We start from the raw sequence: 24319 nt of genomic DNA on the forward strand, positions 1-24319 counted from the left end.
TCGCCTCAGCTGTAGCGCGCGTACACCTCGGTGCGCACGTCCTCGGCCTTGGCGCCGCGCTTGACCAGCAGCACCTCGTAGGCGTCCTTGCGCCCGCCATAGACCGGGCCATCCATGCCGGGGCTGCCTACCGGCATGCCTGGCACCGCCAGACCCAGTGCCTTGGGGCGTTGCTTGAGCAGGCGCTGCACGTCCTGGGCGGGCACATGGCCTTCGAGTACGTAGCCATCGACCAGCGCGGTATGGCAGGAGCCGAGCTCGCGCGGCAGACCCAGGCGGGCGCGCGCGCCGGCGTTGCCGATTTCATGCACCGTGGTGGCAAAACCATTGGCCTGCATGTGCGCGATCCAGTCCTTGCAGCAGCCGCAGCTCGGGTCTTTCCAGACCTGCACCATGGGCTGGGCGGCGGGCGCGGCGCCGGCCGGCAGCGCGGCCAGGCTTGCGAGGCCCGCGGCACAGGCGAGCATCTGGCGGCGGGTGGGTTGGTGCGTGGACATCGAGGTCTCTCCTGCGGTGGTTGCGATAGGGGCGGAGCTCAGGCGACTGGCACAAGCGCGCTCCTGTGACCGACGGCGCAGTGCGGAGTTCCGCATGCGCGCCTCAGGTGGCCACGTAGCGCCCCGGCTTGTGGTTCATCGCCAGCACCAGGTTGAGCACCACGGCGCAGACCACCGACCAGAGCACCCGATCCAGCGCCAGCGTCACCAGCGCGGTGGCCACGATGGCGCTGTCCACCGCCATCTGCACCTTGCCCGCGCGCCAGCCGCGGTGCTCCTGCAGGTACAGCGCCAGGATGCCTACGCCGCCCAGGCTGCTCTGGTGGCGAAACAGCACCAGAAAGCCCATGGCCATGATCAGCCCGCCGACCAGCGCGGCGTAAGGCATGGCCATGTCCGACAGGTGCAGCCAGCGCAGCTGCGCCTCGGTCATCAGCGACAGCAGCGCCACTGCGGCAAAAGTCTTGAGCGTGAAACGCCAGCCCATGCGGCGCAGGCCCAGCCAGTAAAAGGGCAGGTTCAGCACGAAGAACAGCAGGCCGAAACTCCAGCCCGTGGTGTAGTGCAGCACGAAGCTCAGGCCAGCGATGCCGCCGGTCAAAAGCCCGGCCTTGGCCAGGAAGGCGATGCCGGTGGACACCAGCGTCACGCCGGTGACGATGGCCAGCGCGTCTTCGGTGCGGGTGTGCTGGGTCATGGAGCAGGTCGGTTCGGGCGCGCGGGCAGGGCGCCCGCAGCTCAGGGATTTTGCACGGCTGCGCCAAGGGCCGGAGCAGGCGCGAGCGGCTCGCCTTCACCCGCGGGCGCGCGGCGCAGACGCAGGCCGTTGGCGATGACCAGCAGGCTCACGCCCATGTCGGCGGCCACGGCCATCCACATGGTGGCAAGGCCGAGCACCGCCAGCAGACAGAACGCGGCCTTGACGGCGAGCGCGGCGCCAATGTTCTGCCAGAGCACGCGGTGCGCGCGCCGCGACAGCTGCACCGTGTCGGCCAGGCGCCGCAGGTCGTCGCTCATCAGCACCACGTCGGCCGTTTCCATGGCCATGTCGCTGGCGTGTCTGCCGCCCATGGCAAAGCCCAGGTCGGCAGCGGCCAGCGCCGGTGCGTCGTTGATGCCGTCGCCGGTCATTGCAGTAGGCCCGTGCGCGCTTTGCAGGGCGGCGAGCGCGCCGAGCTTGTCTTCGGGCAGCAGGCTGCCGCGAGCGTCTTCAATACCGGCCTGCGCGGCGATCGCACGCACCGTGGCGTCGTTGTCGCCGCTGAGCACTGCGGTGTGTATGCCCAGCGTCTGCAGCCGCGCCACTGCCTCGGCCGCGTGCGGGCGCAGCGGGTCGGCCACGGCAAACAGCGCCTGCACCCCGGTGGCGTTCATCAGCAGGGTGAGCGTGCGCCCGCGCGCTTCGTGCTCGGCCAGCAGCAGCTTCAGGTCTTGACTGAGCAGGCCGCGCTCTGCGGCCAGCCGGGCGTTGCCCAGCGCCCAGGGCGCGCCCGCGACCTCGGCCTGCACGCCGCGCCCGGGCAGGGCGGTGAAGGCGGACACTTCATCGGCCGCCTGGGTCACGCTGGCCTGCAGGCCGGCCGCGATCGCGCGCGAGACCGGATGGTCAGAGCGCGCGGCCAGCTGCAGCGCGCGCTGCGCGCTGCGCTCGGGCGCGGCGCTGCCTTCGCCCAGCGCCTGCCAGTGCGCGAGCGTGGGCTGGCCGGTGGTCAGCGTGCCGGTCTTGTCCAGCGCGATGGCGCGCAGATTGCGCGCGCTCTCGAGCGCGCTGCCGCCCTTGATCAACATGCCGCGGCGCGCGGCGGCGGTGAGTGCGCTGACCACGGTCACCGGCGTGGAGATCACCAGCGCGCAAGGGCAGGCGATGACCAGCAGCGCCAGCGCCTGGTAGACGCCCTGGTGCCAGCTCCAGCCCATGAACAGGGGCGCGAGCACGGCCAGCAGCAGCGCCAGCGCGAAGACGATGGGGGTGTAGACCGCGGCAAAGCGGTCGACGAAGCGCTGCGTCGGCGCCCGGCTGGCCTGGGCCTGCTCGACCGCGTGCACGATGCGCGCCAGCAGCGTGCCGCCGGCCGCGGCGGTCACGCGCATCTGCAGCTCGGCCTGCTGGTTGATGCTGCCGGCATACAAGGCGTCGCCCACGGCCTTGTCCGCCGGCTGGCTCTCGCCCGTGATCGGCGCCTGGTTCACGCTGCTGGCGCCCTGGGTGACCACGCCGTCGAGCGGCACGCGCGCGCCCGGTGCGATGCGCAGCACGCTGCCTGGCTGCACCTGGGCCGCGGGCAGGCGCTGCACGCTGGCGTCGGGCTGCACTACCTCGGCCATTTCGGGCGCGAGCGCGAGCAGCCCGCGTATCGCATGGCGCGCCTTGTCCATGGCGCCGTGCTCCAGCCGTTCGGCCGCCACATACAACGCCATCACCATCGCCGCTTCGGGCCACTGGCCTATCAGCACCGCGCCGGTGACCGCGACGGTCATCAGCGCGTTGATGCCCAGGCGCAGCGCCCGCAAGTCCTGCAGCCCCGCGCGGTACACGCCCAGACCGGCGAGAGTGATGGCGGCCACGGCCAGCAGCATGCCGGGCCAGCCCAGCGCCAGCGCATGGGCGGCCTCGGCGCCGGCAGCAAGCACCAGCGCCAGCGCGATGCGCGGCCAGCCGGGCAGGGCGGAGTGGTCGTGTTCATGGCCGTGTTCGTGGCCGTGTTCATGATCGTGCTCGTGCCCGTCGTCGGCGTGGGCGGGCGCCGCGCAAGGGGCGCAGGCGGCGGCCGGCGCGGCGCGAGAAGGGTGCGGGTGGGCGCTGCTGGTGTGCTTCATGCCATCATTGGAAACCGTGAAGTCACTTGAAGGTCAAGCATGTCCGCCGAATACCCGCGCCATCGCATAGGGCAAGCCGCCCGCCTGTCCGGCGTGTCGCCGGCCAACATCCGCTACTACGAGCGCGAAGGTCTGCTGCCCGAAGGTGCGCGCGCGGACAACCGCTACCGCCTCTATACCGACGCCGAGGTGCACCGCCTGCGCTTCGTGCGGCTGTGTCGCGCCATGGACATGTCGCTGCCCGAGGTGCGCGCGCTGCTGGCGCTCGATGCCCATGGCGCGCCCGCGCCGCACGCCGCCTGCGCGACGCTGGACGAGCACCTGGAGCATGTGCGCACGCGACTGCAGGAGTTGCGCACGCTGGAGCGCGCGCTCAAGGACTTGCGCGGCCGCTGCGACGGCACCGGCGCCCAGTGTCAGGTGATAGAGGCGCTGCACCAGCGCGCCGACGCCGAACCCGTGCCCGAGCCCCTGGCCACGGCGCGCCGCCATGTCTGAATGTTATGTTTTTGATAGCTGCTGGCGCTTGTCGGACAAGCGTTACAGGCTGTTTTTGCATGAAAGCGCAGGCGTTTTCGTATGATGCGCGCATGAACTCCCTGGTGGCGCGCGCACCCTGGCTGGAGCGCTTTTGGCGCGCCGCCCAGCGCTGGGCCATCGCCTGGTGGCGCATCATGGACCTGGGCGCGGTGGTGCTGGTGCTGCTGGCTTCGCCCTCCAGTTGGGGGCGGCATGCGCGCGCGCGCATGGCGCTGCAGATCGTGCGCGACACCTTGCCCATCCTGCTGGGCTTCACGGTGCTGGCGGCGCTCATCAGCCTGGTGCTCACGCGCATCGTCGTGGTCACCGCCTTCAGCTACGGCTTGTCGCGCTACGCGCTGGAGATGGTGGTGCGTGTGCTGGTGCTGGAGCTCATTCCGCTGACCGCGGCGCTGTTCGTGGCCATGCGCACCACGATACCGAGCGGCGCGCGGGTGGCAGAGCTGCGCCGGCTGCGGCGCATGCCCGGGACGCAGTTCGTGCGCACCGAGGTGCTGCCGCGCGCCGTCGCCGGCGTCTATGCCAGCGTCACGCTGGCGGCGCTGTCGTGCGTGGTGGGCCTGTTGATGGCCTACATCGGGGTGTATGGCGCCAACCTCGCGGGCTTTGCCGGCTATACGCGCATGTTCGGCCAGGTGTTCACGCCGCAGATCACGCTGGTGTTCTTTCTCAAGACGCTGTTCTTCAGCCTGGCGGTGGCGCTGATTCCGCTGGCCGGCGGCCTGCACGCGCACGAGCGCCACGGCAGCGCGCCGCCCTCTGCGGGCGGTGGCAGCCTGGCGCGCATGTTTGCCGTACTCTTGCTGATAGAGACGATTTCCCTCATGGGCAACTATTACTGAGCGATCATGGTCGACCCGCTGACCGAAGCAGCCCCCCACCCCGAAGAGCCCCTGCGCCCGATCGCGCATCTGCGCCTGAAGGCGCTGGGCCTGCTGTTTTTCACCGCGCTGCTGATCGCCGGCTCGGTGCTCTACCTGCTGTATGCGCGCGGCGCCTTCGAGGCGACGCAGCGCCTGGTGCTGGTCACCGACGATTCCGAGGGCGTGAGCGTGGGCATGGACATGACGTTCTCCGGCTTTCCCATAGGCCGGGTGCGCACCATAGACCTGGCCAGCGACGGCAGCGTGCACATCGCGGTCGACGTGGCGCGCAAGGAAGCGCACTGGCTGCGCGAGTCCAGCGTGTTTACGCTGGTGCGCGGCCTGGTGGGCGGCACGACCATCAAGGCCTACAGCGGCGTGCTCAGCGACCCGCCGCTGGGCGACGGCGCCGAACGCCCGGTCATCCGCGGCGACGTGGGCGCGGAGGTGCCGCAAATCCTCAATAGCGCGCGCCAATTGCTGGACAACCTCAACCAGATGACCGGGCAGGGCTCGGAGCTGGCGACAACGCTGGCGCAGGTGCGCCTGCTGGTGCAAAAGCTCAACGGCCCGGGCGGCGCGCTGGCGGCGCTGCTGGGCGACGATGCGCGCAGCAGCCAGATCAACGCGCTGCTGCAGCAGGCAGGCGAGCTGCTGCGCCGCAGCAACGCGCTGATGGCGCGCCTGGACACCATGGGCGCCAAGGCCGACCGCCAGCTCTTCGGCGCCGGCCGCGACGCCGGCCTGATGAGCGAGGTGCGCGCCGGCGCGACCGAGCTCGGCGCCCTGCTGCAGGACGCGCGCCAGAGCCTCAAGCGCGTGGACGCGGTGCTGGCCGACGCCCAGGCGGTGAGCCGCAACGCGCGCGAAGCCAGCACCGACTTGTCGGCCCTGCGCGCCGAGGTGGACGCGAGCCTGCGCAAGGTGCAAGACCTGATCGACGAGGTCAATCGCAAATGGCCGTTCGCGCGCGACACGGAGCTCAAGCTGCCATGACACTACGCCCCCTCCTGCGCACTGCGCTGGTGCTGCTGGCCGCGATGTGGCTTGCGGCCTGCGGCAACGCGCCGCGCACGCCCGACTGGCAGATGAACGCCCACGGCTCGCTCGAACGCGCCACGCGCGCCTATCTGTCGGGCGAGGACCGCGTGGCCGAGCTCGAATGGGAGCGTGCACGCGCCGAGGTGGCGCGCACCGGCGAGCCCGAATTGGCCGCGCGCCTGGCGCTGGCGCGCTGCGCCGCCGAGGCCGCGAGCCTGGCCTTTTCCGGCTGCCCGGACTTTGCTGCGCTGCGCGCCGACGCCAGCGCGGCCGACGCCGCCTATGCCGACTACCTGGCCGGACGGCTCGATCCGGCGCGCGCCGCGCTGCTGCCCGAGGCCCAGCGCGCGCCGGCGCGCGATGTCGGCGCGATTGCCGCGGTGGTCGATCCGCTCTCGCGCCTGGTGGCGGCGGCCGCGGCGCTGCAGGCCGGGCGCGCCACGCCCGAGACGCTGGTGGCGGCGGTCGATGCGGCCTCGTCCCAGGGCTGGCGCCGCCCGCTGCTGGCCTGGCTGCTGCTGCGCCAGCAGCGCGCCCACGCCATCGGCGATGCGGCATTGGAGCAGGCGCTGCAGCGGCGCATCGATCTGGTGCAGTCCAGCACGCCGCAGCGCTGAGGCTGGCGCCGCCTCAAGCGGCGCAGGGCGTGAGCGCCTGCGCCAGCGCCGACGCCGTCAGAGCGCGCCCGGCCGGCCAGTGGTCGGCCAGCGCCCCGTGCTGCCAGCAGGCGTCGCAAACGGCTTGCTGAATGCTGGCACCATCGGGCGCCGCCAGGGCGGCCAGCCGCGCGCCGATCAGCCCGGCGAGCACGTCGCCGCTGCCGGCCGTGGCCAGCTTGGCATTGCCCGTGGGGTTGATGCCCGGCGTTTGCCCCGCAGTCGCGATGATGCTGCCCGAACCCTTGAGCACCACGGTGCAGCGGTGGCGCTCGGCCAGGGCGCTGGCGGCCCGCAGGCGGTCGGCCTGTACCTCGCCGGCGCTGCTGCCCAGCAGGCGCGCGGCTTCCAGCGGGTGGGGCGTGAGCACCGTGGCGTGCCCCGCCTGGCTGGCGCGCGCGGCCAGCGCCTGCTGCAGCGGCGCGCTCTGCGCCAGGGCGTTCAGCGCGTCGGCGTCGAGCACCAGGCGCGTGGCCTCGGCCAGCACGCGCGCGAGCAGCGGCGCTACCGCCTGGCCCCCGCCGCAGCCGCAAACCACGCTGCCTTGCTGCAGCACCAACGCATCGGGGCGGCGCAGCATCAGCTCGGGCCAGGCGGGCAAATCCTGGCTCGCGCCCCCGTCCAGCAAGGCCAGCAGCACCCGCCCCGCGCCCGCATGCAAGGCGGCGATGCCCGCGAGCACGGCGGCGCCCGTCATGCCCATGCCGCGCGCGCCCAGGCCTTCGCCGCCGAGGATGGCCACGTCGCCAAAACTGCCCTTGTGGCTGGCGTGCGCGCGCGCCGCCGGCTGCGGCCGGCCGCAAAGCAGGGCGGCCGCGGGCTCGGCGCTGGTGTCGGTTTGCAGATCGTCACACCAGAGCGTGCCGGCCGCGTCGCGCCCATGGGCGGTGAACAGCCCCGGGTGCAGCGTGAGCAGCGACAAGGTGTGCAGCGCGCCGGTGGCCGGCGGCAGGTCTTCAAAGCCCGGCGCCCAGCATCCGGTGTCGCCCAGCAGGCCTGAAGGCAGGTCGGCGCAGAGCACGGTGGCGCCGCTTGCGCGCAGCTGGCGCAGCGCCTGCAGCAGGCGGGGCGCGGGGGGCTGGGCGCGCGCGGCTGCGCTCAGGCCCAGGCCGAGCAGCGCGTCCACGCACAGGTCTTGCGGGGCGAGCTCGGGCGCACCATCGACAAAGGCCACGCCGGCCGCACAGGCCTGGCGCCGAGCCCAGGCGGCGTCTTCGGGCAGGTGCTGCGGCTCGGCCAGCAGCGTCACCGATACCGCCAGGCCGCGGCGCTGCAGCAGCGCTGCGGCCAACAGCCCGTCGCCGCCGTTGTTGCCCGGGCCGCAGAGCACCCAGACGCGGCGCGCATGGGGCGCAAGCGCATGCCCCAGCGCGGCCAGCGCCTGGCCGGCGCGCTGCATCAGCGTGTGCGCCGGCAGGCGAGCGGCGGCGCTGGCCTCCAGCGCGCGCGTGGCGGCGCTGGCATGCAGCGGCAGGCGCTCAAGCGTACCGACGGCGCGCATGGCGGCCTCCAGGCTGCACGGCGAGGGCCTTGGCACGGCTATAATCCACGGGTTTTTCTGTCACAGGCGTTCTACGGGTTTACCCTTGGGCGCGGCAGAAGAGCCAATAGCAAACCGGCCCATCCAGGTGTTGCCGCTGCCCCATGCGGGCGCAGCGCAATTTTCGGGCCGGATTTAAGACCCAACCTTTGGAGTATCTTCATGTCCGTCACCATGCGCGAAATGCTGGAAGCCGGTGTCCACTTCGGTCACCAGACGCGCTTCTGGAACCCCAAGATGGCCCCGTTCATTTTCGGCCATCGCAACAAGATCCACATCATCAACCTGGAGCAGACGCTGCCGATGTTCCAGGAAGCGCAGAAGTTTGCGCGCCAGCTCGCGGCCAACCGCGGCACCATCCTGATGGTGGGCACCAAGCGCCAGGCGCGCGAGATCATCGCCGAGCAGGCCCAGCGCGCCGGCATGCCCTACGTGGACCAGCGCTGGCTGGGCGGCATGCTGACCAACTTCAAGACTGTCAAGACCTCGCTCAAGCGCCTCAAGGACATGAAGGCCCAGCAGGAAGCGGGCCTGGAGAGCATGAGCAAGAAAGAGCAGCTCATGTTCAGCCGCGAGCTGGCCAAGCTCGAGCGCGACATCGGCGGCATCGAGGACATGGCGGCGCTGCCCGACGCCATCTTCGTGATCGACGTGGGCTACCACAAGATCGCGATTTCCGAAGCCAAGAAGCTCGGCATCCCGCTGATCGGCGTGGTGGACACCAACCACAACCCCGACGGCATCGACTACGTGATTCCCGGCAACGACGACTCGGCCAAGGCGGTGGCGCTGTATGCGCGCGGCATTGCCGACGCCATCCTCGAAGGCAAGAACAACGCCGTGGAAGAGGTGGCCAAGGCCGTGGCCAGCGAAGGCTCGGACGAATTCGTCGAAGTGCAGGAACCTGCCGCCTGAGCCTGCCCGCGGCCCGCATGAGGCAGCACGCAAAGAGTGGGGCCTGGCAAGCGCCCCATTTTTTTAGCCATCGAACTGATTGAACTGGAGAGAAATATGGCAGCTATCACTGCAAGCATGGTGGCGCAGCTGCGCGCCAAGACCGACGCCCCGATGATGGAATGCAAGAAGGCGCTGACCGAGGCCGACGGCGACCTGGCCAAGGCCGAGGAGATCCTGCGCGTCAAGCTCGGCACCAAGGCCGGCAAGGCCGCCTCGCGCGTCACCGCCGAGGGCGTGATCGCCGCGCACATCGACGGTGAGGTGGGGGCGATCGTCGAGGTCAACAGCGAAACCGACTTCGTCTCCAAGAACGAGAGCTTCATCGCCATGGCCAACGCTGCTGCGCGCCTGGTGGCCGAGCACAACCCGGCCGACCTGGACGCATTGGGCGCGCTGGCCTATAGCCAAGACGGCTATGGCCCGACGCTGGAAGACGTGCGCAAGGGCCTGATCGGCAAGATCGGCGAGAACATGTCGCTGCGCCGCTTTCAGCGCTTTGCCGGCACGCCGCTGGCGCACTACCTGCACGGCACGCGCATCGGCGTGGTGGTGCAGTACGAGGGCGACGCCAGCGCCGCCAAGGACGTGGCCATGCATGTGGCCGCGATGAAGCCCAAGGCGCTGACCGCCGCCGACGTGCCGGCCGAGCTGATCGAGACCGAGCGCAGCGTGGCCGCGGCCAAGGCGGCCGAGTCGGGCAAGCCAGCGGACATCGCGGCCAAGATGGTCGAAGGTTCGGTGCAGAAATTCCTCAAGGAGGTGACGCTGCTGAGCCAGCCCTTCGTGAAGAACGACAAGCAGAGCGTCGAGCAGATGCTCAAGGAGCACAAGACCAGCGTCAAGGGCTTCACGCTCTACGTGGTGGGCGAGGGCATCGAGAAGAAGCAGGACGACTTCGCCGCCGAAGTGGCCGCCCAGGTGGCCGCCGCCCAGTCGGGCAGCTGATCTGCGCCAGCCGCCGCCCTTCACCTTCCGGAGACACCGCAATGAGCGCCCAAGCCATCCCCCATCGCATCCTGCTCAAGCTGTCGGGCGAGGCGCTGATGGGCGACGACGCCTTCGGCATCAACCGCGCGACCATCGTGCGCATGGTGCAGGAGATCGCCGAGGTCACGCAGATGGGCGTGCAGGTGGCGGTGGTGATAGGCGGGGGCAACATCTTTCGCGGCGTCGCCGGCGGCTCCGAGGGCATGGACCGGGCCACGGCCGACTACATGGGCATGCTTGCTACCGTGATGAACGCGCTGGCGCTGGCGGACACCATGAACAAGCAGGGCCTGACGGCGCGCGTGATGTCGGCCATCGGCATCCAGGAAGTGGTCGAGCCCTATGTGCGCCCCAAGGCGCTGCAATACCTTGAAGAGGGCAAGGTGGTGGTGTTTGCCGCCGGCACCGGCAACCCCTTCTTCACTACCGACACCGCGGCGGCGCTGCGCGGCGCCGAGATCGGCGCCGACCTGGTGCTCAAGGCGACCAAGGTCGATGGCGTCTACAGCGCCGACCCCAAGAAAGACCCCGCGGCTACGCGCTACGCGCGCTTGAGCTTTGACGAGGCCATGGTGAAGAACCTGGGCATCATGGACGCCACAGCGTTTGCGCTGTGCCGTGACCAGAAGCTGCCGATCCGCGTGTTCTCCATCTTCAAGCCCGGGGCATTCAAGCGCGTCGTGCTCGGCGAGGACGAGGGCACGCTGGTTTACGCTTGAGTGTTTGCGGCGCACACTGCCGCGCAGGAGTTGATCCATGACCACAGCCGACATTCAGACCCAAGCGAAGACCAAGATGGAACACTCCGTCGAGGCCTTCAAGCACAACCTGACCAAGATCCGCACCGGCCGCGCCAGCCCGGCGCTGCTGGACACCATCCATGTGGAGTACTACGGCTCCATGGTGCCGCTGTCGCAGGTGGCCAATGTCTCGCTGATCGATGCGCGCACCCTGAGCGTGCAGCCTTGGGAAAAGAACATGGCGGCCAAGGTGGAAAAGGCCATCCGCGAGAGCGACCTGGGCCTGAACCCCGCCGCCATGGGCGACCTGATCCGCGTGCCCATGCCGCCCATGAGCGAGGAGCGGCGCAGGGAGATGACCAAGATCGTGCGTGCCGAGGGCGAGTCGGCCAAGGTGGTGGTGCGCAACCTGCGTCGCGACGCCAACGACGCGGTCAAGAAGCTGGTCAAGGACAAGGAAGCGAGCGAGGACGAGCAAAAACGCTCCGAGTCAGAGATTCAAAAACTCACCGACCGGCATATTGCCGAGATCGACGCCTTGGTTGCCGCCAAGGAACAGGACATCATGGCGGTCTGAACCCAGACCGGGCCCCGAGAGCGCCTGGCTGGCGTTCAGCGGCCCGCACGCGCGCACCATGAGCCTGAATCCGCACATCCCGCACGCCGCTGGCGCCGCCGCCGTGCCGCGGCACATCGCGATCGTGATGGACGGCAATGGCCGCTGGGCCCAGCGGCGCCTGCTGCCGCGCCTGGCAGGGCACAGGCAGGGCGTGGAGGCCTTGCGCCGCTGCGTCAAGGCCTGCGCCGAGCGCGGCGTGGCGGTGCTCACGGTGTTCGCGTTCTCATCGGAAAACTGGAGCCGCCCGCAGGACGAGGTCTCGGGCCTGATGCAGCTCATGGGCAAGGCGCTGCTGCGCGAGGTGCCGCAGCTGGTGCAAGACGGCGTGCGCCTGCACTTCGTGGGCGAGCGCGCCGGCCTGTCCGAGGCCATGCGCGCGGCACTCGCCGAGGGCGAGGCGGCCACTGCCGGGGCCACGCGCATGGTGCTCAACGTCTGCTTCAACTACGGCGGGCGCTGGGACATTGCCCAGGCCGCCGCACGCCTGGCGCGCGAGGGCAGCGCAATCACCGAAGACAGCCTGCAGCGCGCCATGGCCCTGGGCCACGTAAGCGACCCCGACCTGCTGGTGCGCACGGGCGGCGAGCTGCGCATCAGCAACTTCCTGCTCTGGCAGGCGGCCTACAGCGAGCTCTACTTCACCGACACGCTCTGGCCCGACTTCGACGAGCAGGCACTCGACGCGGCCATCGCCGACTACCGCGCGCGCGAGCGCCGCTTCGGGCGCACCTCGGAGCAACTGGCAGGCAGCGCGCCGGTGCGCGAGCGCGCATGCTGAAGCAACGCATCCTCACCGCGCTGGTGCTGCTGGCCGTCCTGCTGCCGGCGCTGTTCTACCCTTCTTTCGTGCCGCTGGCCGTGCTCACGCTGGTCTTGATCGCCGCCGGGTGCTGGGAGTGGGGCCGGCTCAATGGCCTGGCGCAAGGCCCGGCGCTGAGCCTGGGCGCGCTCGGCGCGCTGCTGTGCGCGGCGAGCTGGCAGGCGGGCTGGATTCTTGCCGCGCCGCCCTGGCTCTGGACCCTGGCGGGCGCGGCCTGGGTGGTGCTGGGCGGCTGGCTGCTGGCGCGTGGCGTGGGGCGCTGGCAGCAGGTGGCGCGCGGCCTGCGCCTGCTGGGCGGGTTGCTCGCGCTGTGGCTGGCGTGGCTGGCGATGGCGCGGGCGCGCGCGCTGGGCATCAACTTCCTGCTGTCGCTGCTGTGCCTGGTGTGGGCGGCGGACATCTTTGCCTACTTTGCCGGGCGCACTTTCGGGCGGCGCAAGCTCGCGCCCGCCATCAGCCCGGGCAAGAGCTGGGAGGGCGTGTTCGGCGGCATGGCCGGGGTGCTGGTGCTGGCGCTGCTCTGGGCCTGGGCGGACGCGCATTGGCAGGCGGCATCGCCCAGCTTCTACAGCCTGCTGGCGGCGCGCGGGCTGCTGTGGTGGCTGCCGGCGCTGCTCTTTCTGGCGGTGATGAGCGTGGTCGGCGACCTGGTGGAATCGCTGGTCAAGCGCAGCGTCGGCGCCAAGGACAGCAGCGCCCTGCTGCCCGGGCATGGCGGGGTGCTCGACCGCATCGACGCGCTGCTGCCGACGTTGCCGCTGGCGCTGATGATCACGGAATTTGCCCAAGCATGAAACAGCGCCTCACGATACTGGGCTCGACCGGCTCCATAGGCACAAACACGCTGGACGTGGTCGCGCGCCACCCCGAGCGCTACGAGGTGTTTGCGCTCAGCGCCGCCACCCGGGTCGACGCGCTGCTCGCGCAATGCGCGCGCTTCAGGCCGTGCTTTGCCGTCATGGCCAGCAGCGCGCATGCGCGCGAACTCGCTGAAAAACTCAAGGCAAACAGCCTGCCAACGCAGGTGCTGCAAGCGCCAGATGCTCTGGAACAAATAGCGTCGCACGCCGAGGCGGATGCGGTCATGGCGGCCATCGTCGGTGCGGCGGGCCTGGCGCCCTGCATTGCCGCAGCGCGCGCGGGCAAGCGCTTGCTGCTGGCCAACAAGGAGGCGCTGGTCGTCGGCGGCGAGGTTTTTCTGCGCGCGGTGCGCGAGGGCGGCGCGACGCTGCTGCCGATAGACAGCGAGCACTCGGCCATCTTCCAGAGCCTGCCCGAAGACCGCAGTTGCTGGGCGCGGCGGGTGGACCACGTGCTGCTCACCGCTTCGGGCGGGCCGTTTCGCACGCGCGAGCCGGCGCTGCTGCGCGAAGTCACGCCCGACGAGGCCTGCGCGCATCCGAACTTTCGCATGGGGCGCAAGATTTCGGTCGATTCCGCGACCATGATGAACAAGGCGCTGGAGGTGATCGAGGCGCGCTGGCTGTTTGACCTCGCTCCCGAGCAGATCAAGGTCGTCATCCACCCGCAGCAGATCATCCATTCCATGGTGCAGTTCGTCGACGCGTCCATCATCGCGCAGCTCGGCACGCCCGACATGCGCGTGCCGATTGCCTGCGGCCTGGCCTGGCCCGAGCGCGTGGCCAGTGGCGCCGCGCCGCTCGACTTCAGCCAGCTTGCGGCGCTCACCTTTGAAGAGGCCGATGCGCGGCGCTTTCCTGGCCTGCACCTGTCCTGGCAGGCGCTGGCGGCGCCCGCTGGCACCACGGCGGTGCTCAACGCCGCCAACGAGATCGCGGTCGCGGCCTTTCTCGAGCGGCGCATCCGCTTCGACCAGATTCACGCCGTCAACCGTGCAACTTTGGAGCGCGTCACGCCCTCCAAGCCCGATACCCTGGCGGCGCTGCTCGAGCTCGATGCGCACAGCCGGGCGGTCGCGGCCGAGCAGGCCGCGCGCTTGCAATAAGAGAGCTGCCTGCGCATGTGACGCAAGGGTTTCAGATGAAAAACTATCTGAAACCCTTGCAGGACAAGCGCCAGCAGCTTCGTTTTTTGGGTGCTCGCCATGTTGCTCACCGTTCTAGCCTTTGTCTTCGCGCTGGCGCTGTTGATCGCCGTGCATGAATACGGCCACTACCGCGTGGCCGTGGCCTGCGGCGTCAAGGTGCTGCGTTTTTCCATAGGCTTTGGCAAGCCGCTGCTGCGCTGGCAGCGCAAGGGCTCGCCTACCGAGTTCGTGCTTGCGGCCTTCCCGCTCGGCGGCTATGTGCGCATGCTCGACGAGCGCGAGGCGCCGGTCGCGCCCGAAGAGCGCCATCTGGCTTTCAACAACCAGAGCCTGCGCAAGCGCGCCGCCATCGTCGCCGCCGGCCCGCTGGCCAATCTGGTACTGGCGGTGCTGCTGTACGCGCTGGTCAACTGGATGGGCGTGATGCAGCCCGCACCCTACCTGGCCCGGCCCGAGCCGCAAACCATCGCCAGCCAGGCCGGCGTGCAGGGCGGCGAGCAGGTGCTCGCGGCCGCGCTGGGTGACGAAAGCCTGGAGCCGGTGCGCTCCTTCGAAGACCTGCGCTGGCTGCTGGTGCGCGCCGCGCTCGACGGCCAGGACGTGCTGCTGCAGCTACGCCGCGAAGCCGGCGCCGCGCCCGAGCTGCTGCGCCTGCCGCTCGCGCGGCTTGGCGCGCACGAGCCGGACGCCGCGCTGCTCGGCCAGATCGGCATCACCGGCCCCTTGACGCCGCCGGTTCTGGGCGAGCTGATGCCCGGGGGCGCCGCCGAGCGCCTGGGCCTGCGCAGCGGCGACGTGGTGCAGCGCATTGGCGCGGTGCGCGTGCACGACGGCCAGCAACTGCGCGCGCTGATCCGCGCCAGCGTGCACGACGGCCAGCCGCTGGCCCAGACCTGGCAGATTGAGCGCGACGGGCGGGTGCTCGACATCCTCGTCACGCCCGAGCTGCAGCTGCAAGAGGGCCAGCCGACAGGGCGCATCGGCGCCTGGGTGGGCGGCGCGCCCGAGATGCTGATGGTGCGCTACGGCCCCTGGGAGGGCCTGGCGCGCGGCGTGCAACGCACCTGGGAGGTGTCGGCGCTCACGCTGCGCATGATGGGGCGCATGTTGATCGGCCAGGCCTCGGTGAAGAACCTCAGCGGGCCGCTCACCATTGCCGACTACGCGGGCAAGTCGGCGCACATGGGTCTGAGCGCTTACCTGGTGTTCCTGGCGCTGATCAGCGTCAGCCTCGGGGTGCTCAACCTGCTGCCGCTGCCGGTGCTCGATGGGGGGCACCTGATGTATTATCTTTGGGAGGGAGTGACCGGCCGTGGCGTGTCCGACGCCTGGATGGAGCGACTGCAACGTGGTGGCGTCGCACTGCTCCTGGTGATGATGACCATCGCCGTGTTCAACGATTTCACCCGGTTGTTTGGCTGACGTTTTTTGCGCGGGCGCCATCGTGCGGCGGCCAGCACACCTCATTCATGAAAACACTTTTTCCTCGTTTGGGAGTGCGCACCGCCTTGGCCGCCGCTTCCCTGGTCATCGTGGCGCAGGCAGCCTGGGCGCTGCAGCCATTCAAGGTGCAGGATATCCGCGTCGACGGCCTGCAGCGCGTCGAGCCGGGGACCATTTTCGCGTCGCTGCCGCTGCGCATCGGCGACGAATACACCGACGAGAAGGGCGCGGCCGCGATCCGCGCGCTGTTTGCGCTCGGCCTGTTCAAGGACGTCAAGCTCGAAGCCCAGGGCAATGTGCTGGTGGTGGTAGTTGAAGAGCGCCCCACGGTGGCCGAGGTCGAGTTCTCCGGCATCAAGGAGTTCGACAAGGAACAGCTCAGAAAGGCCATGCGCGAGGTCGGCATGGTCGAGGGCCGCGCCTTTGACAAGGCGCTGGCAGACCGCGCCGAGCAAGAGCTCAAGCGCCAGTACATCAACAAGAGCCTGTACGGCGCTGAAGTGGTGACCACCGTCACGCCGGTGGAGCGCAACCGCGTGAACGTCACCTTCACGGTGAACGAGGGCGAGCCCGCGCGCATCAAGGACATCAGCATCGTCGGCAACCACGCCTTCAGCGAATCCACGCTCACCGACCTGTTTGACCTCGACACCGGCGGCTGGCTGAGCTGGTACACCAAGAGCGACCGCTATTCGCGCGCCAAGCTCAACGCCGACCTGGAAACCCTGCGCACCTACTACCTGGCGCGCGGCTACATGGAGTTTCGCATCGACTCCACGCAGGTGGCGATGTCGCCGGACAAGCAGTCCATCTCCATCATCGTCAACATCACCGAAGGGCCGCGCTACGTGGTCTCTGGCGTGACGCTGGCGGGCAACTACCTGGATCGCGAAGACGAGTTCAAGACCCTGGTCACGATCAAGCCCGGCGAGCCCTACAACGCCGACCAGGTGGCCGACACCACCAAGGCCTTCACCGACCACTTCGGCAGCTTCGGCTTTGCCTTTGCGCGCGTGGAGGCGGTGCCCGAGATCGACCGCGAGAACAACCGCGTGCAGCTCGAATTGCGGGCAGATCCTTCGCGCCGTGCCTACGTGCGCCGCATCAACCTGGACGGCAACAACCGCACGCGCGACGAAGTCATCCGCCGCGAATTCCGCCAGTACGAGGCCTCCTGGTACAACGGCGACAAGATCAAGCTCTCGCGCGACCGGGTGGACCGCCTGGGCTATTTCACCGAAGTCACCGTCGAGACCCAGGAGGTGCCGGGCGCGCCCGACCAGGTGGACCTGCTGGTGCACGTGACCGAAAAGCCCACCGGCATGATCCAGCTGGGCGCGGGCTATTCCACCGCCGAAAAACTCTCGCTCACCTTCGGCATCAAGCAGGACAACGTCTTCGGCTCGGGCAACACCCTGGGCATAGACGTCAACACCGGCAAGTACAACCGCACGCTGGTGGTCTCCACTACCGACCCGTATTTCACCCGGGACGGCATTTCGCGCACGCTGGACTTCTACTACCGCACCCAGCGCCCCTACCAGTACCAGGGCGGCGACTACAGCCTGGTGACCGAGGGCGGCAGCGTCAAGTTCGGCGTGCCTTTCAGCGAAGTCGATACGGTCTACTTCGGCATTGGCCTGGAGCGCACGCGCATCAAGGCCGGCACCAACATCCCCGCCGCCTATCTTGCCTATGCCGACCGCTACGGCAGCTCCAGCTTCTCGGTGCCGCTCACGCTCGGCTGGTCGCGCGACGACCGCGACAGCGCGCTCGCGCCCAACTCCGGGCGGCTGCAGCGCGTGACCGCCGAAATGTCGCTCGCCGGTGATGCCCGCTATGCGCGCGCCGGCTACCAGTACCAGCAGTACATCCCGCTGACCAAGCGCTACACCCTGGCCTTCAACGGCGAGATCGACTACGGCAAAGGCCTGGGCGGGCGGCCCTTCCCGGTGTTCAAGAACTATTTCTCGGGCGGCCTGGGCTCGGTGCGCGGCTTCGACCAGGGCACGCTGGGGCCGCGTGACGTGACCGGCGCCATCCTGGGCGGCACCAAGAAGATCACCTTCAACACCGAGTTCATGGCGCCGTTTCCCGGCGCCGGTAACGACCGCACGCTGCGCTGGTTCACCTTCCTCGACGTGGGCAATGTCTATGGCGACAACGAACCCTGGTCGCTGCGCGACCTGCGTGCCTCGGTCGGCGTGGGCCTGAGCTGGATCTCGCCGCTGGGGCCGCTGCGCCTGGCCTGGGGCCAGCCGATACGCAAGTTCCCGGGCGATAAAATCCAGCGCCTGCAATTCCAGATCGGAACCTCTTTCTAATGCTCGTCAAAACCCAACTCTCTCGCGGTCTTTCCATCCTTGCCGTTCTTGCCTGCCTGGCCGCCGCTCCGGTGGCAGCCCAGGCGCAAAGCTTCAAGGCCGGCTTCGTCAATACCGACCGCATCCTGCGCGAAGCCGAACCGGCCAAGGCCGCGCAAGCCAAGCTGGAGGCGGAGTTTTCCAAGCGCGACAAGGAATTGCGCGACTCGGCCGCGTCGCTCAAGAGCGCTTCGGACAAGTTCGAGCGCGAGGCGCCGACCATGTCGGAGAGCCAGCGCCAGACCCGCCAGCGCCAGCTCGCCGACCAGGACCGTGAGCTGCAGCGCAAGAACCGCGAATTCCAGGAAGACCTGAACGCGCGCAAGAACGAAGAGCTCGCCCAGGTGCTGGACAAGGCCAACCGCGTGGTGCGCCAGCTTGCCGAATCGGAGAACTACGACGTCATCCTGCAGGAAGCCGTCTACGTCAACCCCAAGCACGACATCACCGACAAGGTCCTCAAGGCCATGAACGGCAACGGGGCCAAATAGGCGGCCCGCGCCTGGGGGTCGGGGCGTGAGCTTGCGCCTGGGTGACATCGTCGATGCCCTGGGCGGCAGCCTTGAAGGGGGCGCGCGCGACACGCGCATCGAGCGCATCGCGCCGTTGCAATCGGCCGGGCCGGCCGAGCTTTCCTTTCTGAACAACCCGCGCTATGCGGCGCAGCTGGCCGCGAGCCGCGCCGCCTGCGTCATCGTCTCGCCGGCGCTGCGCGCGCAGGCGCTGGCGCGCGGCGCCTGCATCGTCACGCCAGACCCCTACGCCTACTTTGCGCGCGCCACGCAGCTGTGGGCGCGCTCGCAAGGTCTTGCGCCCGTGGCGGGCGTCCATCCGAGCGCCGTGGTTCACCCCGAGGCGCGCGTGGCCGCCAGCGCCAGCATAGGGCCGCTGTGCGTGATCGAGCGCGGCGCGGTGGTGGGCGAGCACAGCGTGCTGAAGTCGCGCGTGAGCGTGGGCGAGCGCTGCCGCATCGGCGCGCGCTGCATCCTGCACCCCGGCGTGGTGATCGGCGCGGACGGCTTCGGCTTTGCTCCCGAGGGCGGGGCCTGGCTCAAGATCGAGCAGCTCGGCGCGGTGGTGATCGGCGACGACGTGGAGATCGGTGCCAACACCTGCATAGATCGCGGCGCGCTCGATGACACCGTCATCGAGGACGGCGTCAAGCTCGACAACCTGATCCAGATCGCGCACAACGTGCGCATCGGGCGCCACACCGCCATGGCCGGCTGCACCGCGGTGGCCGGCAGCACCACGATAGGCGCGCACTGCACCATTGCGGGCGCGGCCTCCATCATCGGTCACCTGAGCATTGCCGAGCGCACGCACATCTCGACCAACACCGTGGTGATGCGCTCGATCACCGAACCCGGCGGCCATTACACCGGCGTCTTCCCCATGGATGACAATGCGCACTGGGAAAAGAATGCCGCCACGCTGCGCCAGCTGTACCGGCTGCGCGAACGCGTGAAGGCCCTGGAACAACAACGGCAGGACGACACCGGGTCGCAAGAACAATGATGGACATTCACTACATACTCAAGCAATTGCCGCACCGCTATCCCTTTCTGCTGGTGGACAAGGTGCTGGAGCTGGAGCGCAACCAGCGCATCCGCGCGATCAAGAACGTCACCTTCAACGAACCGTATTTCACCGGCCACTTCCCCGGCCGCCCGGTCATGCCCGGCGTGCTCATCCTCGAAGCCCTGGCCCAGGCCGCGGGCCTGCTCGCCTTTGACGCCATGGGCCAGGTGCCCGACGAGAACAACATCTACTACTTTGTCGGCATCGACGGCGCGCGCTTCAAGCGGCCGGTGGAGCCTGGCGACCAGCTCATCCTGGACATCAGCATCGACCGCGTGCGCGGCGGCGTCTGGAAGTTCAACGGCGTGGGCCGCGTGGGCGATGAAGTGGCGGCCGAGGCCCAGCTCATGTGCACCATGCGCCACGTCGGTGAATGACGCGGCGCGGCTGACGTGAGCCTGATTCACTCCACGGCCCTGATCGATCCGGCGGCAGAAATCGGCCCCGGCGTCAGCGTTGGCCCCTATGCCGTGATCGGCCCGCAGGTGCGCCTGGGCGCGCGCACCAGCGTGGGCGCGCACTGCGTGATCGAGGGCGACACGCGGATAGGCGAGGACTGCAGAATCTTCCAGTTCTGCTCGCTCGGCGCGGTGCCGCAGGACAAGAAGTACGCGGGCGAGCCCACGCGCCTCACGATTGGCGCGCGCAACACCATCCGCGAGTTCTGCACCTTCAACCTCGGCACCGCGCAGGATCGGGGCGAGACGACCATAGGCGACGACAACTGGATCATGGCCTACGTGCACATCGCGCACGACTGCGTGGTGGGCAACCAGACCATCCTCGCCAACAGCGCCCAGCTTGCCGGCCACGTGCAGGTGGGCGACTGGGCCATCGTCGGCGGCCTGAGCGGCGTGCACCAGTTCACCCACATCGGCGCGCACGTCATGGCCGGTTTTGGCAGCCACATCGCGCAGGATGTGCCGCCCTTCATGCTGGTGGACGGCCATCCGCTGGCGGTGCGCGGGCTCAACGTCGAGGGGCTGCGTCGGCGCGGCTTCTCGGCCGAGCGCATCGCGCTGCTCAAGCTCGCCTACCGCGTGCTCTACCGCGAAGGCCATACGCTGGCCCAGGCGCTGGCGCAGATCGACGAGCTTGCGGGCACGCATCCCGAATCCGAGGCCGACCTGACGCTGCTGAGCGAATTTTTGCGCAGCGCCACGCGCGGCATCGTGCGCTGAAGGCCATGCAGGGCAGCCCGCGCATCGCGATGGTCGCGGGCGAAACCTCGGGCGACCTGCTCGCCGGCTTGCTACTGGGCGGCATGCGCGCGCGCTGGCCGGGCCTGGCGAGCGTCGGCATAGGCGGGCCGCGCATGGCGCAGCAGGGGTTTGACGCCTGGTGGGACAGCGAGCGTCTGGCGGTGCACGGCTTCAGCCCCGAGCTGCTCTGGCGCCTGGCGGGCATCGTGCGCATACGCAGCCAGTTGCGCGCGCGCCTGCTCGCGCAGCGCCCCGATGTCTTCATCGGCGTGGACGCGCCCGACTTCAACCTCGGGCTGGAGGCGCGCCTGCGCAGCGCCGGCATCAAGACCGCGCACTTTGTCTGCCCCTCGATCTGGGCCTGGCGGCCCGAGCGCGTGGAGACAATCCGCGCCGCGGCCGACCACGTGCTCTGCCTGTTTCCCTTCGAGCCCGAGCTGCTCGCGCGCCACGGCGTCGCGGCCAGCTACGTCGGCCATCCGCTGGCCAGCGTCATCCCCATGCTGCCCGACCGCGCCGCCGCCCGCGCGACGCTCGGTCTCTCGCCCGACGCGCCGGTGCTGGCCGTGCTGCCCGGCAGCCGCCGTGGCGAGGTCGCCCATCTGGCTTCGGTGTTCTTTCAGGCCGCGGCCCTTGTACAGCAAGCGCAACCAGCTATGCAAATCGTAGTGCCTGCGGTGCCGGCGCTGCAACAAGGCCTGCGCCGGGTGGCCGAGCAGACCGGCATGGCCGCTCGCGTCGCCATCGTCCCCGGCCGCTCTCACGAGGTGCTGGCCGCCTGCGACCTGAGCCTGATCGCCAGCGGCACTGCCACGCTGGAAGCGGCGCTGTTCAAGCGCCCCATGGTCATCGCCTACCGCGTGCATCCGCTGAGCCATCGCATGATGCGGCCGAAGCAGCTTCAGCCCTGGGTGGGCCTGCCCAACATCTTGTGCCAGGACTTTGTCGTGCCCGAGCTGCTGCAGGACGCCGCGACGCCGCGCGCGCTGGCCGATGCACTGCTGCAATGGCTGCACGCGCCCGAGCGGGTGGATGCGCTGCGCCAGCGCTTCACCGCGCTGCACGAAAGCCTGCGCCGCGATACCGCGCGCCTGGCCGCCGACGCCATCGGAGGCCTGCTTGCCTGAGCAGGCCACGCTGGACTTCAGCGCCCCCGGCCTCATCGCCGGCGTGGACGAGGCCGGACGCGGCCCGCTGGCCGGCCCGGTGGTGGCTGCGGCCGTCGTGCTGGACCCCGCGCGCCCCATCGCCGGCCTGGCCGACTCCAAGGCCTTGAGCGCGGCGCGGCGCGAAGCGCTGTTTGCGCAGGTTCAGGCGCAGGCCTTGTGCTTTTGCGTTGCCCAGGCCAGCCGCGAAGAGATCGACCGCCTGAACATCCTGCAGGCCACGCTGCTGGCCATGCGCCGCGCGGTCGAGGGCCTGGCCACGCAGCCCGCACGCGTGCTGGTCGATGGCAACCGCCTGCCGCGCCTGGCCATGCCGGCCGAGGCCATCGTCAAGGGCGATGCCCGCGTGGCCGCGATCTCCGCCGCCTCCATCCTCGCCAAGGTCACACGCGACCGCTGGTGCGCTGACTTGCATGCGCGCTACCCGCACTACGGCTTTGACCGGCACAAGGGCTACGGCACGGCCGAGCACCTGAGCGCGCTGGCCCGACACGGCGCCTGCCCGGAGCACCGGCGCTCCTTCGCCCCCGTGGCGCGCGTTCTGGAGTTGCGATGAAGCCGCTGCAGCCCATCTTCATCCAGTCGCGCGACAACCCGCTCATCAAGCAACTGCGCCGCCTGGCGCAGGAGAGCAGCGCCTACCGCAAGCAGGGCAGGGTGTGGATCGAGGGCGAGCACTTGTGCAACGCTGCGCGGCTGCGGGGTTGGCGGCCAGAGCTGGTGGTCTACGCCGAGTCTGCCTGGCGCGCGCGGGGGGCTGATCATGCTTCCTTCACCGGGCAGGGACAGGCCCCTCACCCCTCCCTCTCCCCAAAGGGGCGAGGGCGATCGGCCGCGCCGGATTTGTCGCCTCTCCCTCTGGGAGAGGGCAGGGGTGAGGGCCAGCCTCTCGCAGCACAGCCCGAATCATGGGGCACAAGCCAATCGGCCGCCCGGGATTTCCCCCCTCTCCCTCTGGGAGAGGGCAGGGGTGAGGGCCTGCCTCCCGCAGCCCTAGGCGGATATTCAAAGCAAAATCAGTCCCAAACGCATGTTCCACCAGCGCCAGTAGCTATCAAAATAGTAGTCGTCACCGACACCCTCTGGCGCGAATTCACCGCGCTGGAATCGCCCGAGGGCATGGGCTATGTCCTCACCCTGCCCGGTGCCCCCGCGCTGCTGCCCGGCGCCCCCACCGTGGTGCTGGACCGCGTGCAGGACGCGGGCAACGTCGGCTCCATCCTGCGCAGCAGCGCGGCCTTTGGCTTCACGCAGATTGCAGCGCTCAAGGGCACGGCGCTGCTGTGGTCGCCCAAGGTCGTGCGCGCGGGCATGGGCGCGCACTTTGCGCTGCGGCTGGCAGAAGGGCTGGACCCCGCCGCGCTGGACGCGCTTGCCGTGCCCTTGCTTGCCACCAGCTCGCACCATGGCCAGTGGCTGCACCGCGCTCGGCTGCCCTGGCCTTGCGGCTGGCTGCTGGGGCATGAAGGGCAGGGGGTGTCGGCCGAGCTGCAAGCGCGCGCGGCCCAGCAGATACGCATCGTGCAACCGGGCGGCGAGGAGTCGCTCAACGTCGCCGCGGCCGCGGCGATCTGCCTGCACGCCAGCGCGGCGCAGCAGGCCGGCGCAGCGCGCTGAGCGGCGCGCTCTGCGCTGGCACGGATCGGCCCTCAAGAAAGCCGGAAAAGCGCCGATAAGACAGTTCAGTTCCCCCGTTCAGCCGGAGTCTTGCCATGGCCACCCTTTCCGCTCTGGGCGCGGCAGCGGCCCAGCCCCTGCCTCCCGCCCGCCTGCCATCCACCGCGTCCGACTTGCCGCCCGCCGCCGCCGAGTCCGTGGCCGACGCCGCGCCCCAGGACCCGCGCACGCGGCTGAACGCGCAGATCCTGCAGGCCTCGCTGGAGGTTTCGCTCAAGGCGGGCGATGACGCCAGCGCGCTGCTCTACCGCAGCGCGATCGATCGCATCAACGAACTGCTCGCGCCCGAATTCGGCCCCGGTGCGCTGCAGGCGGTGTCGGCGCAAGACCACAGCCCTGCGGCGACCGCCGGGCGCATCGTCGCGCTGTCCACCGCCTTCTTCGACCGCTACGCCGCGCAGCACGCAGGCGAAGACCCCGAAGCTGTGGTGCGCAACTTCATGAAGCTGATCCGCTCCGGCTTCGAGCAAGGCTATGGCGAGGCCCGGGAGATCTTGAGCGGCCTGGGCGTGATGGACGAGGGCAGCACGATTGCCGACGCCGTGCAACAAACCTACGCGCTGGTGCAGCAAGGCTATGACGACTTTCTGGCACACCGCCTGGCTGCGCTGGGCGGTGAGGCTGCTGCAAGCGGCGCTGCGCAGGATTCGGGGCAGCGCTGAACAAGCCCATCGCACGTCGCGCACCCAGCCTGGGGCGGTCTGCGGCGTGGCAAACCTTCGGAGCAGCGCCGGCCAGCGGCTGCTGGTCTGAATTCCGATAAAAAGCGGCCTCTAGCCCTTGATACGCAAGCGCCAGCAGC

24 protein-coding genes and 2 pseudogenes are annotated in these 24319 nt (G+C 69.6%); 22 read left to right on the forward strand and 4 right to left on the reverse strand.

What is annotated here, in order from left to right; genetic code table 11:
• Positions 1-5: 5 nt before the first annotated feature.
• From KUD94_RS02020 to KUD94_RS02030, 3 genes are all read right to left on the reverse strand, one after another.
• Entirely contained in the window at positions 6-497 is a 492-nt protein-coding gene (locus KUD94_RS02020) for a DUF411 domain-containing protein (protein WP_218238247.1), read from the reverse strand.
• Between the two features lie 103 nt (positions 498-600).
• Entirely contained in the window at positions 601-1194 is a 594-nt protein-coding gene (locus tag KUD94_RS02025) for a YitT family protein (RefSeq protein WP_218238248.1), read from the reverse strand.
• Positions 1195-1235: 41 nt separating this feature from the next.
• Positions 1236-3314: a cation-translocating P-type ATPase gene (locus KUD94_RS02030; protein ID WP_218238249.1), complete on the reverse strand. Its 2079-nt coding sequence runs from the start codon at positions 3312-3314 to the stop codon at positions 1236-1238.
• Positions 3315-3353: 39 nt separating this feature from the next.
• On the opposite strand from KUD94_RS02030, the gene KUD94_RS02035 reads away from it, so the two are divergent.
• From KUD94_RS02035 to KUD94_RS02050, 4 genes are all read left to right on the forward strand, one after another.
• Complete coding sequence (locus KUD94_RS02035) at positions 3354-3812, forward strand: MerR family transcriptional regulator (protein WP_218238250.1); 459 nt, start codon at positions 3354-3356, stop codon at positions 3810-3812.
• A gap of 92 nt (positions 3813-3904) precedes the next feature.
• Entirely contained in the window at positions 3905-4696 is a 792-nt protein-coding gene (locus KUD94_RS02040) for an ABC transporter permease (RefSeq protein WP_218238251.1), read from the forward strand.
• 6 nt (positions 4697-4702) lie between these two features.
• Positions 4703-5713: an MlaD family protein gene (locus KUD94_RS02045; RefSeq protein ID WP_218238252.1), complete on the forward strand. Its 1011-nt coding sequence runs from the start codon at positions 4703-4705 to the stop codon at positions 5711-5713.
• Entirely contained in the window at positions 5710-6375 is a 666-nt protein-coding gene (locus tag KUD94_RS02050; protein ID WP_218238253.1) for a hypothetical protein, read from the forward strand. Before KUD94_RS02045 ends, KUD94_RS02050 begins: the two co-directional genes overlap by 4 nt.
• Positions 6376-6388: 13 nt before the next feature.
• On the opposite strand, the gene KUD94_RS02055 is transcribed toward KUD94_RS02050, so the two are convergent.
• Positions 6389-7915 (reverse strand): NAD(P)H-hydrate dehydratase, encoded by a 1527-nt coding sequence (locus tag KUD94_RS02055; RefSeq protein WP_218238254.1) that lies wholly within the window; start codon positions 7913-7915, stop codon positions 6389-6391.
• A 201-nt stretch (positions 7916-8116) separates the two neighbouring features.
• On the opposite strand from KUD94_RS02055, the gene rpsB reads away from it, so the two are divergent.
• From rpsB to KUD94_RS02140, 18 genes and pseudogenes are all read left to right on the forward strand, one after another.
• Positions 8117-8869 carry a 30S ribosomal protein S2 gene (gene rpsB, locus KUD94_RS02060; protein WP_218238255.1) on the forward strand — a complete coding sequence of 251 codons (753 nt, stop codon included), beginning with the start codon at positions 8117-8119 and terminating at the stop codon, positions 8867-8869.
• Positions 8870-8965: 96 nt separating this feature from the next.
• The gene (gene tsf / locus KUD94_RS02065; RefSeq protein ID WP_218238256.1) at positions 8966-9856 is read left to right on the forward strand and encodes a translation elongation factor Ts; all 891 of its coding nucleotides are present in this window, start codon (positions 8966-8968) and stop codon (positions 9854-9856) included.
• Between the two features lie 41 nt (positions 9857-9897).
• Positions 9898-10617, forward strand: a complete 720-nt coding sequence (gene pyrH / locus KUD94_RS02070) for a UMP kinase (RefSeq protein WP_218238257.1) — start codon at positions 9898-9900, stop codon at positions 10615-10617.
• A gap of 37 nt (positions 10618-10654) precedes the next feature.
• Positions 10655-11215, forward strand: a complete 561-nt coding sequence (gene frr / locus KUD94_RS02075) for a ribosome recycling factor (RefSeq protein ID WP_218238258.1) — start codon at positions 10655-10657, stop codon at positions 11213-11215.
• A gap of 58 nt (positions 11216-11273) precedes the next feature.
• A complete protein-coding gene (uppS, locus tag KUD94_RS02080) occupies positions 11274-12035 on the forward strand; it encodes a polyprenyl diphosphate synthase (protein ID WP_218238259.1) in 762 nt (253 codons plus the stop codon).
• Entirely contained in the window at positions 12029-12871 is an 843-nt protein-coding gene (locus KUD94_RS02085; protein WP_218238260.1) for a phosphatidate cytidylyltransferase, read from the forward strand. Before uppS ends, KUD94_RS02085 begins: the two co-directional genes overlap by 7 nt.
• Entirely contained in the window at positions 12868-14043 is a 1176-nt protein-coding gene (gene ispC / locus KUD94_RS02090; protein WP_218238261.1) for a 1-deoxy-D-xylulose-5-phosphate reductoisomerase, read from the forward strand. Before KUD94_RS02085 ends, ispC begins: the two co-directional genes overlap by 4 nt.
• Positions 14044-14142: 99 nt before the next feature.
• Positions 14143-15507, forward strand: coding sequence for an RIP metalloprotease RseP (rseP, locus tag KUD94_RS02095; protein WP_218238262.1), 1365 nt, complete (start codon positions 14143-14145; stop codon positions 15505-15507).
• Between the two features lie 47 nt (positions 15508-15554).
• Positions 15555-17852 (forward strand): outer membrane protein assembly factor BamA, encoded by a 2298-nt coding sequence (gene bamA / locus KUD94_RS02100; RefSeq protein ID WP_218238263.1) that lies wholly within the window; start codon positions 15555-15557, stop codon positions 17850-17852.
• Complete coding sequence (locus tag KUD94_RS02105; protein WP_218238264.1) at positions 17852-18382, forward strand: OmpH family outer membrane protein; 531 nt, start codon at positions 17852-17854, stop codon at positions 18380-18382. Before bamA ends, KUD94_RS02105 begins: the two co-directional genes overlap by 1 nt.
• A gap of 25 nt (positions 18383-18407) precedes the next feature.
• Entirely contained in the window at positions 18408-19409 is a 1002-nt protein-coding gene (gene lpxD / locus KUD94_RS02110; RefSeq protein WP_218238265.1) for a UDP-3-O-(3-hydroxymyristoyl)glucosamine N-acyltransferase, read from the forward strand.
• A complete protein-coding gene (gene fabZ / locus KUD94_RS02115) occupies positions 19406-19849 on the forward strand; it encodes a 3-hydroxyacyl-ACP dehydratase FabZ (RefSeq protein ID WP_218238266.1) in 444 nt (147 codons plus the stop codon). Before lpxD ends, fabZ begins: the two co-directional genes overlap by 4 nt.
• Positions 19850-19864: 15 nt before the next feature.
• Complete coding sequence (gene lpxA / locus KUD94_RS02120; RefSeq protein ID WP_218238267.1) at positions 19865-20653, forward strand: acyl-ACP--UDP-N-acetylglucosamine O-acyltransferase; 789 nt, start codon at positions 19865-19867, stop codon at positions 20651-20653.
• Between the two features lie 5 nt (positions 20654-20658).
• A complete protein-coding gene (gene lpxB, locus KUD94_RS02125) occupies positions 20659-21801 on the forward strand; it encodes a lipid-A-disaccharide synthase (RefSeq protein WP_218238268.1) in 1143 nt (380 codons plus the stop codon).
• On the forward strand, positions 21755-22396 hold the full coding sequence (rnhB, locus tag KUD94_RS02130; protein ID WP_370625906.1) for a ribonuclease HII: 642 nt from the start codon (positions 21755-21757) through the stop codon (positions 22394-22396). Before lpxB ends, rnhB begins: the two co-directional genes overlap by 47 nt.
• Positions 22393-22584: pseudogene (locus KUD94_RS14640) on the forward strand (RNA methyltransferase); the annotation flags it as partial. The gene rnhB and the pseudogene KUD94_RS14640, both read left to right, overlap by 4 nt.
• A 306-nt stretch (positions 22585-22890) precedes the next feature.
• A pseudogene (locus tag KUD94_RS02135) lies at positions 22891-23457 on the forward strand (TrmH family RNA methyltransferase); the annotation flags it as partial.
• A 95-nt stretch (positions 23458-23552) separates the two neighbouring features.
• Entirely contained in the window at positions 23553-24179 is a 627-nt protein-coding gene (locus KUD94_RS02140) for a DUF5610 domain-containing protein (RefSeq protein WP_218238271.1), read from the forward strand.
• The last annotated feature ends 140 nt before the right edge of the window (positions 24180-24319 follow it).

The organism is Comamonas sp. NLF-1-9, from assembly GCF_019195435.1.
Classification (GTDB): Bacteria; Pseudomonadota; Gammaproteobacteria; order Burkholderiales; family Burkholderiaceae_C; genus Comamonas_C.

What these genes read in the sequence shown, in the direction of transcription:
- rpsB (WP_218238255.1), top strand. Translation starts at nt 8,117, where the DNA reads ATGTCCGTCACCATGCGCGAAATGCTGGAAGCCGGTGTCCACTTCGGT.
- KUD94_RS02045 (WP_218238252.1), top strand. Translation starts at nt 4,703, where the DNA reads ATGGTCGACCCGCTGACCGAAGCAGCCCCCCACCCCGAAGAGCCCCTG.
- KUD94_RS02085 (WP_218238260.1), top strand. Translation starts at nt 12,029, where the DNA reads ATGCTGAAGCAACGCATCCTCACCGCGCTGGTGCTGCTGGCCGTCCTG.
- KUD94_RS02050 (WP_218238253.1), top strand. Translation starts at nt 5,710, where the DNA reads ATGACACTACGCCCCCTCCTGCGCACTGCGCTGGTGCTGCTGGCCGCG.
- pyrH (WP_218238257.1), top strand. Translation starts at nt 9,898, where the DNA reads ATGAGCGCCCAAGCCATCCCCCATCGCATCCTGCTCAAGCTGTCGGGC.
- KUD94_RS02040 (WP_218238251.1), top strand. Translation starts at nt 3,905, where the DNA reads ATGAACTCCCTGGTGGCGCGCGCACCCTGGCTGGAGCGCTTTTGGCGC.
- KUD94_RS02105 (WP_218238264.1), top strand. Translation starts at nt 17,852, where the DNA reads ATGCTCGTCAAAACCCAACTCTCTCGCGGTCTTTCCATCCTTGCCGTT.
- KUD94_RS02020 (WP_218238247.1), bottom strand. Translation starts at nt 497, where the DNA reads ATGTCCACGCACCAACCCACCCGCCGCCAGATGCTCGCCTGTGCCGCG.
- rseP (WP_218238262.1), top strand. Translation starts at nt 14,143, where the DNA reads ATGTTGCTCACCGTTCTAGCCTTTGTCTTCGCGCTGGCGCTGTTGATC.
- bamA (WP_218238263.1), top strand. Translation starts at nt 15,555, where the DNA reads ATGAAAACACTTTTTCCTCGTTTGGGAGTGCGCACCGCCTTGGCCGCC.
- KUD94_RS02030 (WP_218238249.1), bottom strand. Translation starts at nt 3,314, where the DNA reads ATGAAGCACACCAGCAGCGCCCACCCGCACCCTTCTCGCGCCGCGCCG.
- KUD94_RS02140 (WP_218238271.1), top strand. Translation starts at nt 23,553, where the DNA reads ATGGCCACCCTTTCCGCTCTGGGCGCGGCAGCGGCCCAGCCCCTGCCT.
- KUD94_RS02025 (WP_218238248.1), bottom strand. Translation starts at nt 1,194, where the DNA reads ATGACCCAGCACACCCGCACCGAAGACGCGCTGGCCATCGTCACCGGC.
- lpxB (WP_218238268.1), top strand. Translation starts at nt 20,659, where the DNA reads ATGCAGGGCAGCCCGCGCATCGCGATGGTCGCGGGCGAAACCTCGGGC.
- KUD94_RS02035 (WP_218238250.1), top strand. Translation starts at nt 3,354, where the DNA reads ATGTCCGCCGAATACCCGCGCCATCGCATAGGGCAAGCCGCCCGCCTG.
- fabZ (WP_218238266.1), top strand. Translation starts at nt 19,406, where the DNA reads ATGATGGACATTCACTACATACTCAAGCAATTGCCGCACCGCTATCCC.
- KUD94_RS02055 (WP_218238254.1), bottom strand. Translation starts at nt 7,915, where the DNA reads ATGCGCGCCGTCGGTACGCTTGAGCGCCTGCCGCTGCATGCCAGCGCC.
- tsf (WP_218238256.1), top strand. Translation starts at nt 8,966, where the DNA reads ATGGCAGCTATCACTGCAAGCATGGTGGCGCAGCTGCGCGCCAAGACC.
- frr (WP_218238258.1), top strand. Translation starts at nt 10,655, where the DNA reads ATGACCACAGCCGACATTCAGACCCAAGCGAAGACCAAGATGGAACAC.
- uppS (WP_218238259.1), top strand. Translation starts at nt 11,274, where the DNA reads ATGAGCCTGAATCCGCACATCCCGCACGCCGCTGGCGCCGCCGCCGTG.
- ispC (WP_218238261.1), top strand. Translation starts at nt 12,868, where the DNA reads ATGAAACAGCGCCTCACGATACTGGGCTCGACCGGCTCCATAGGCACA.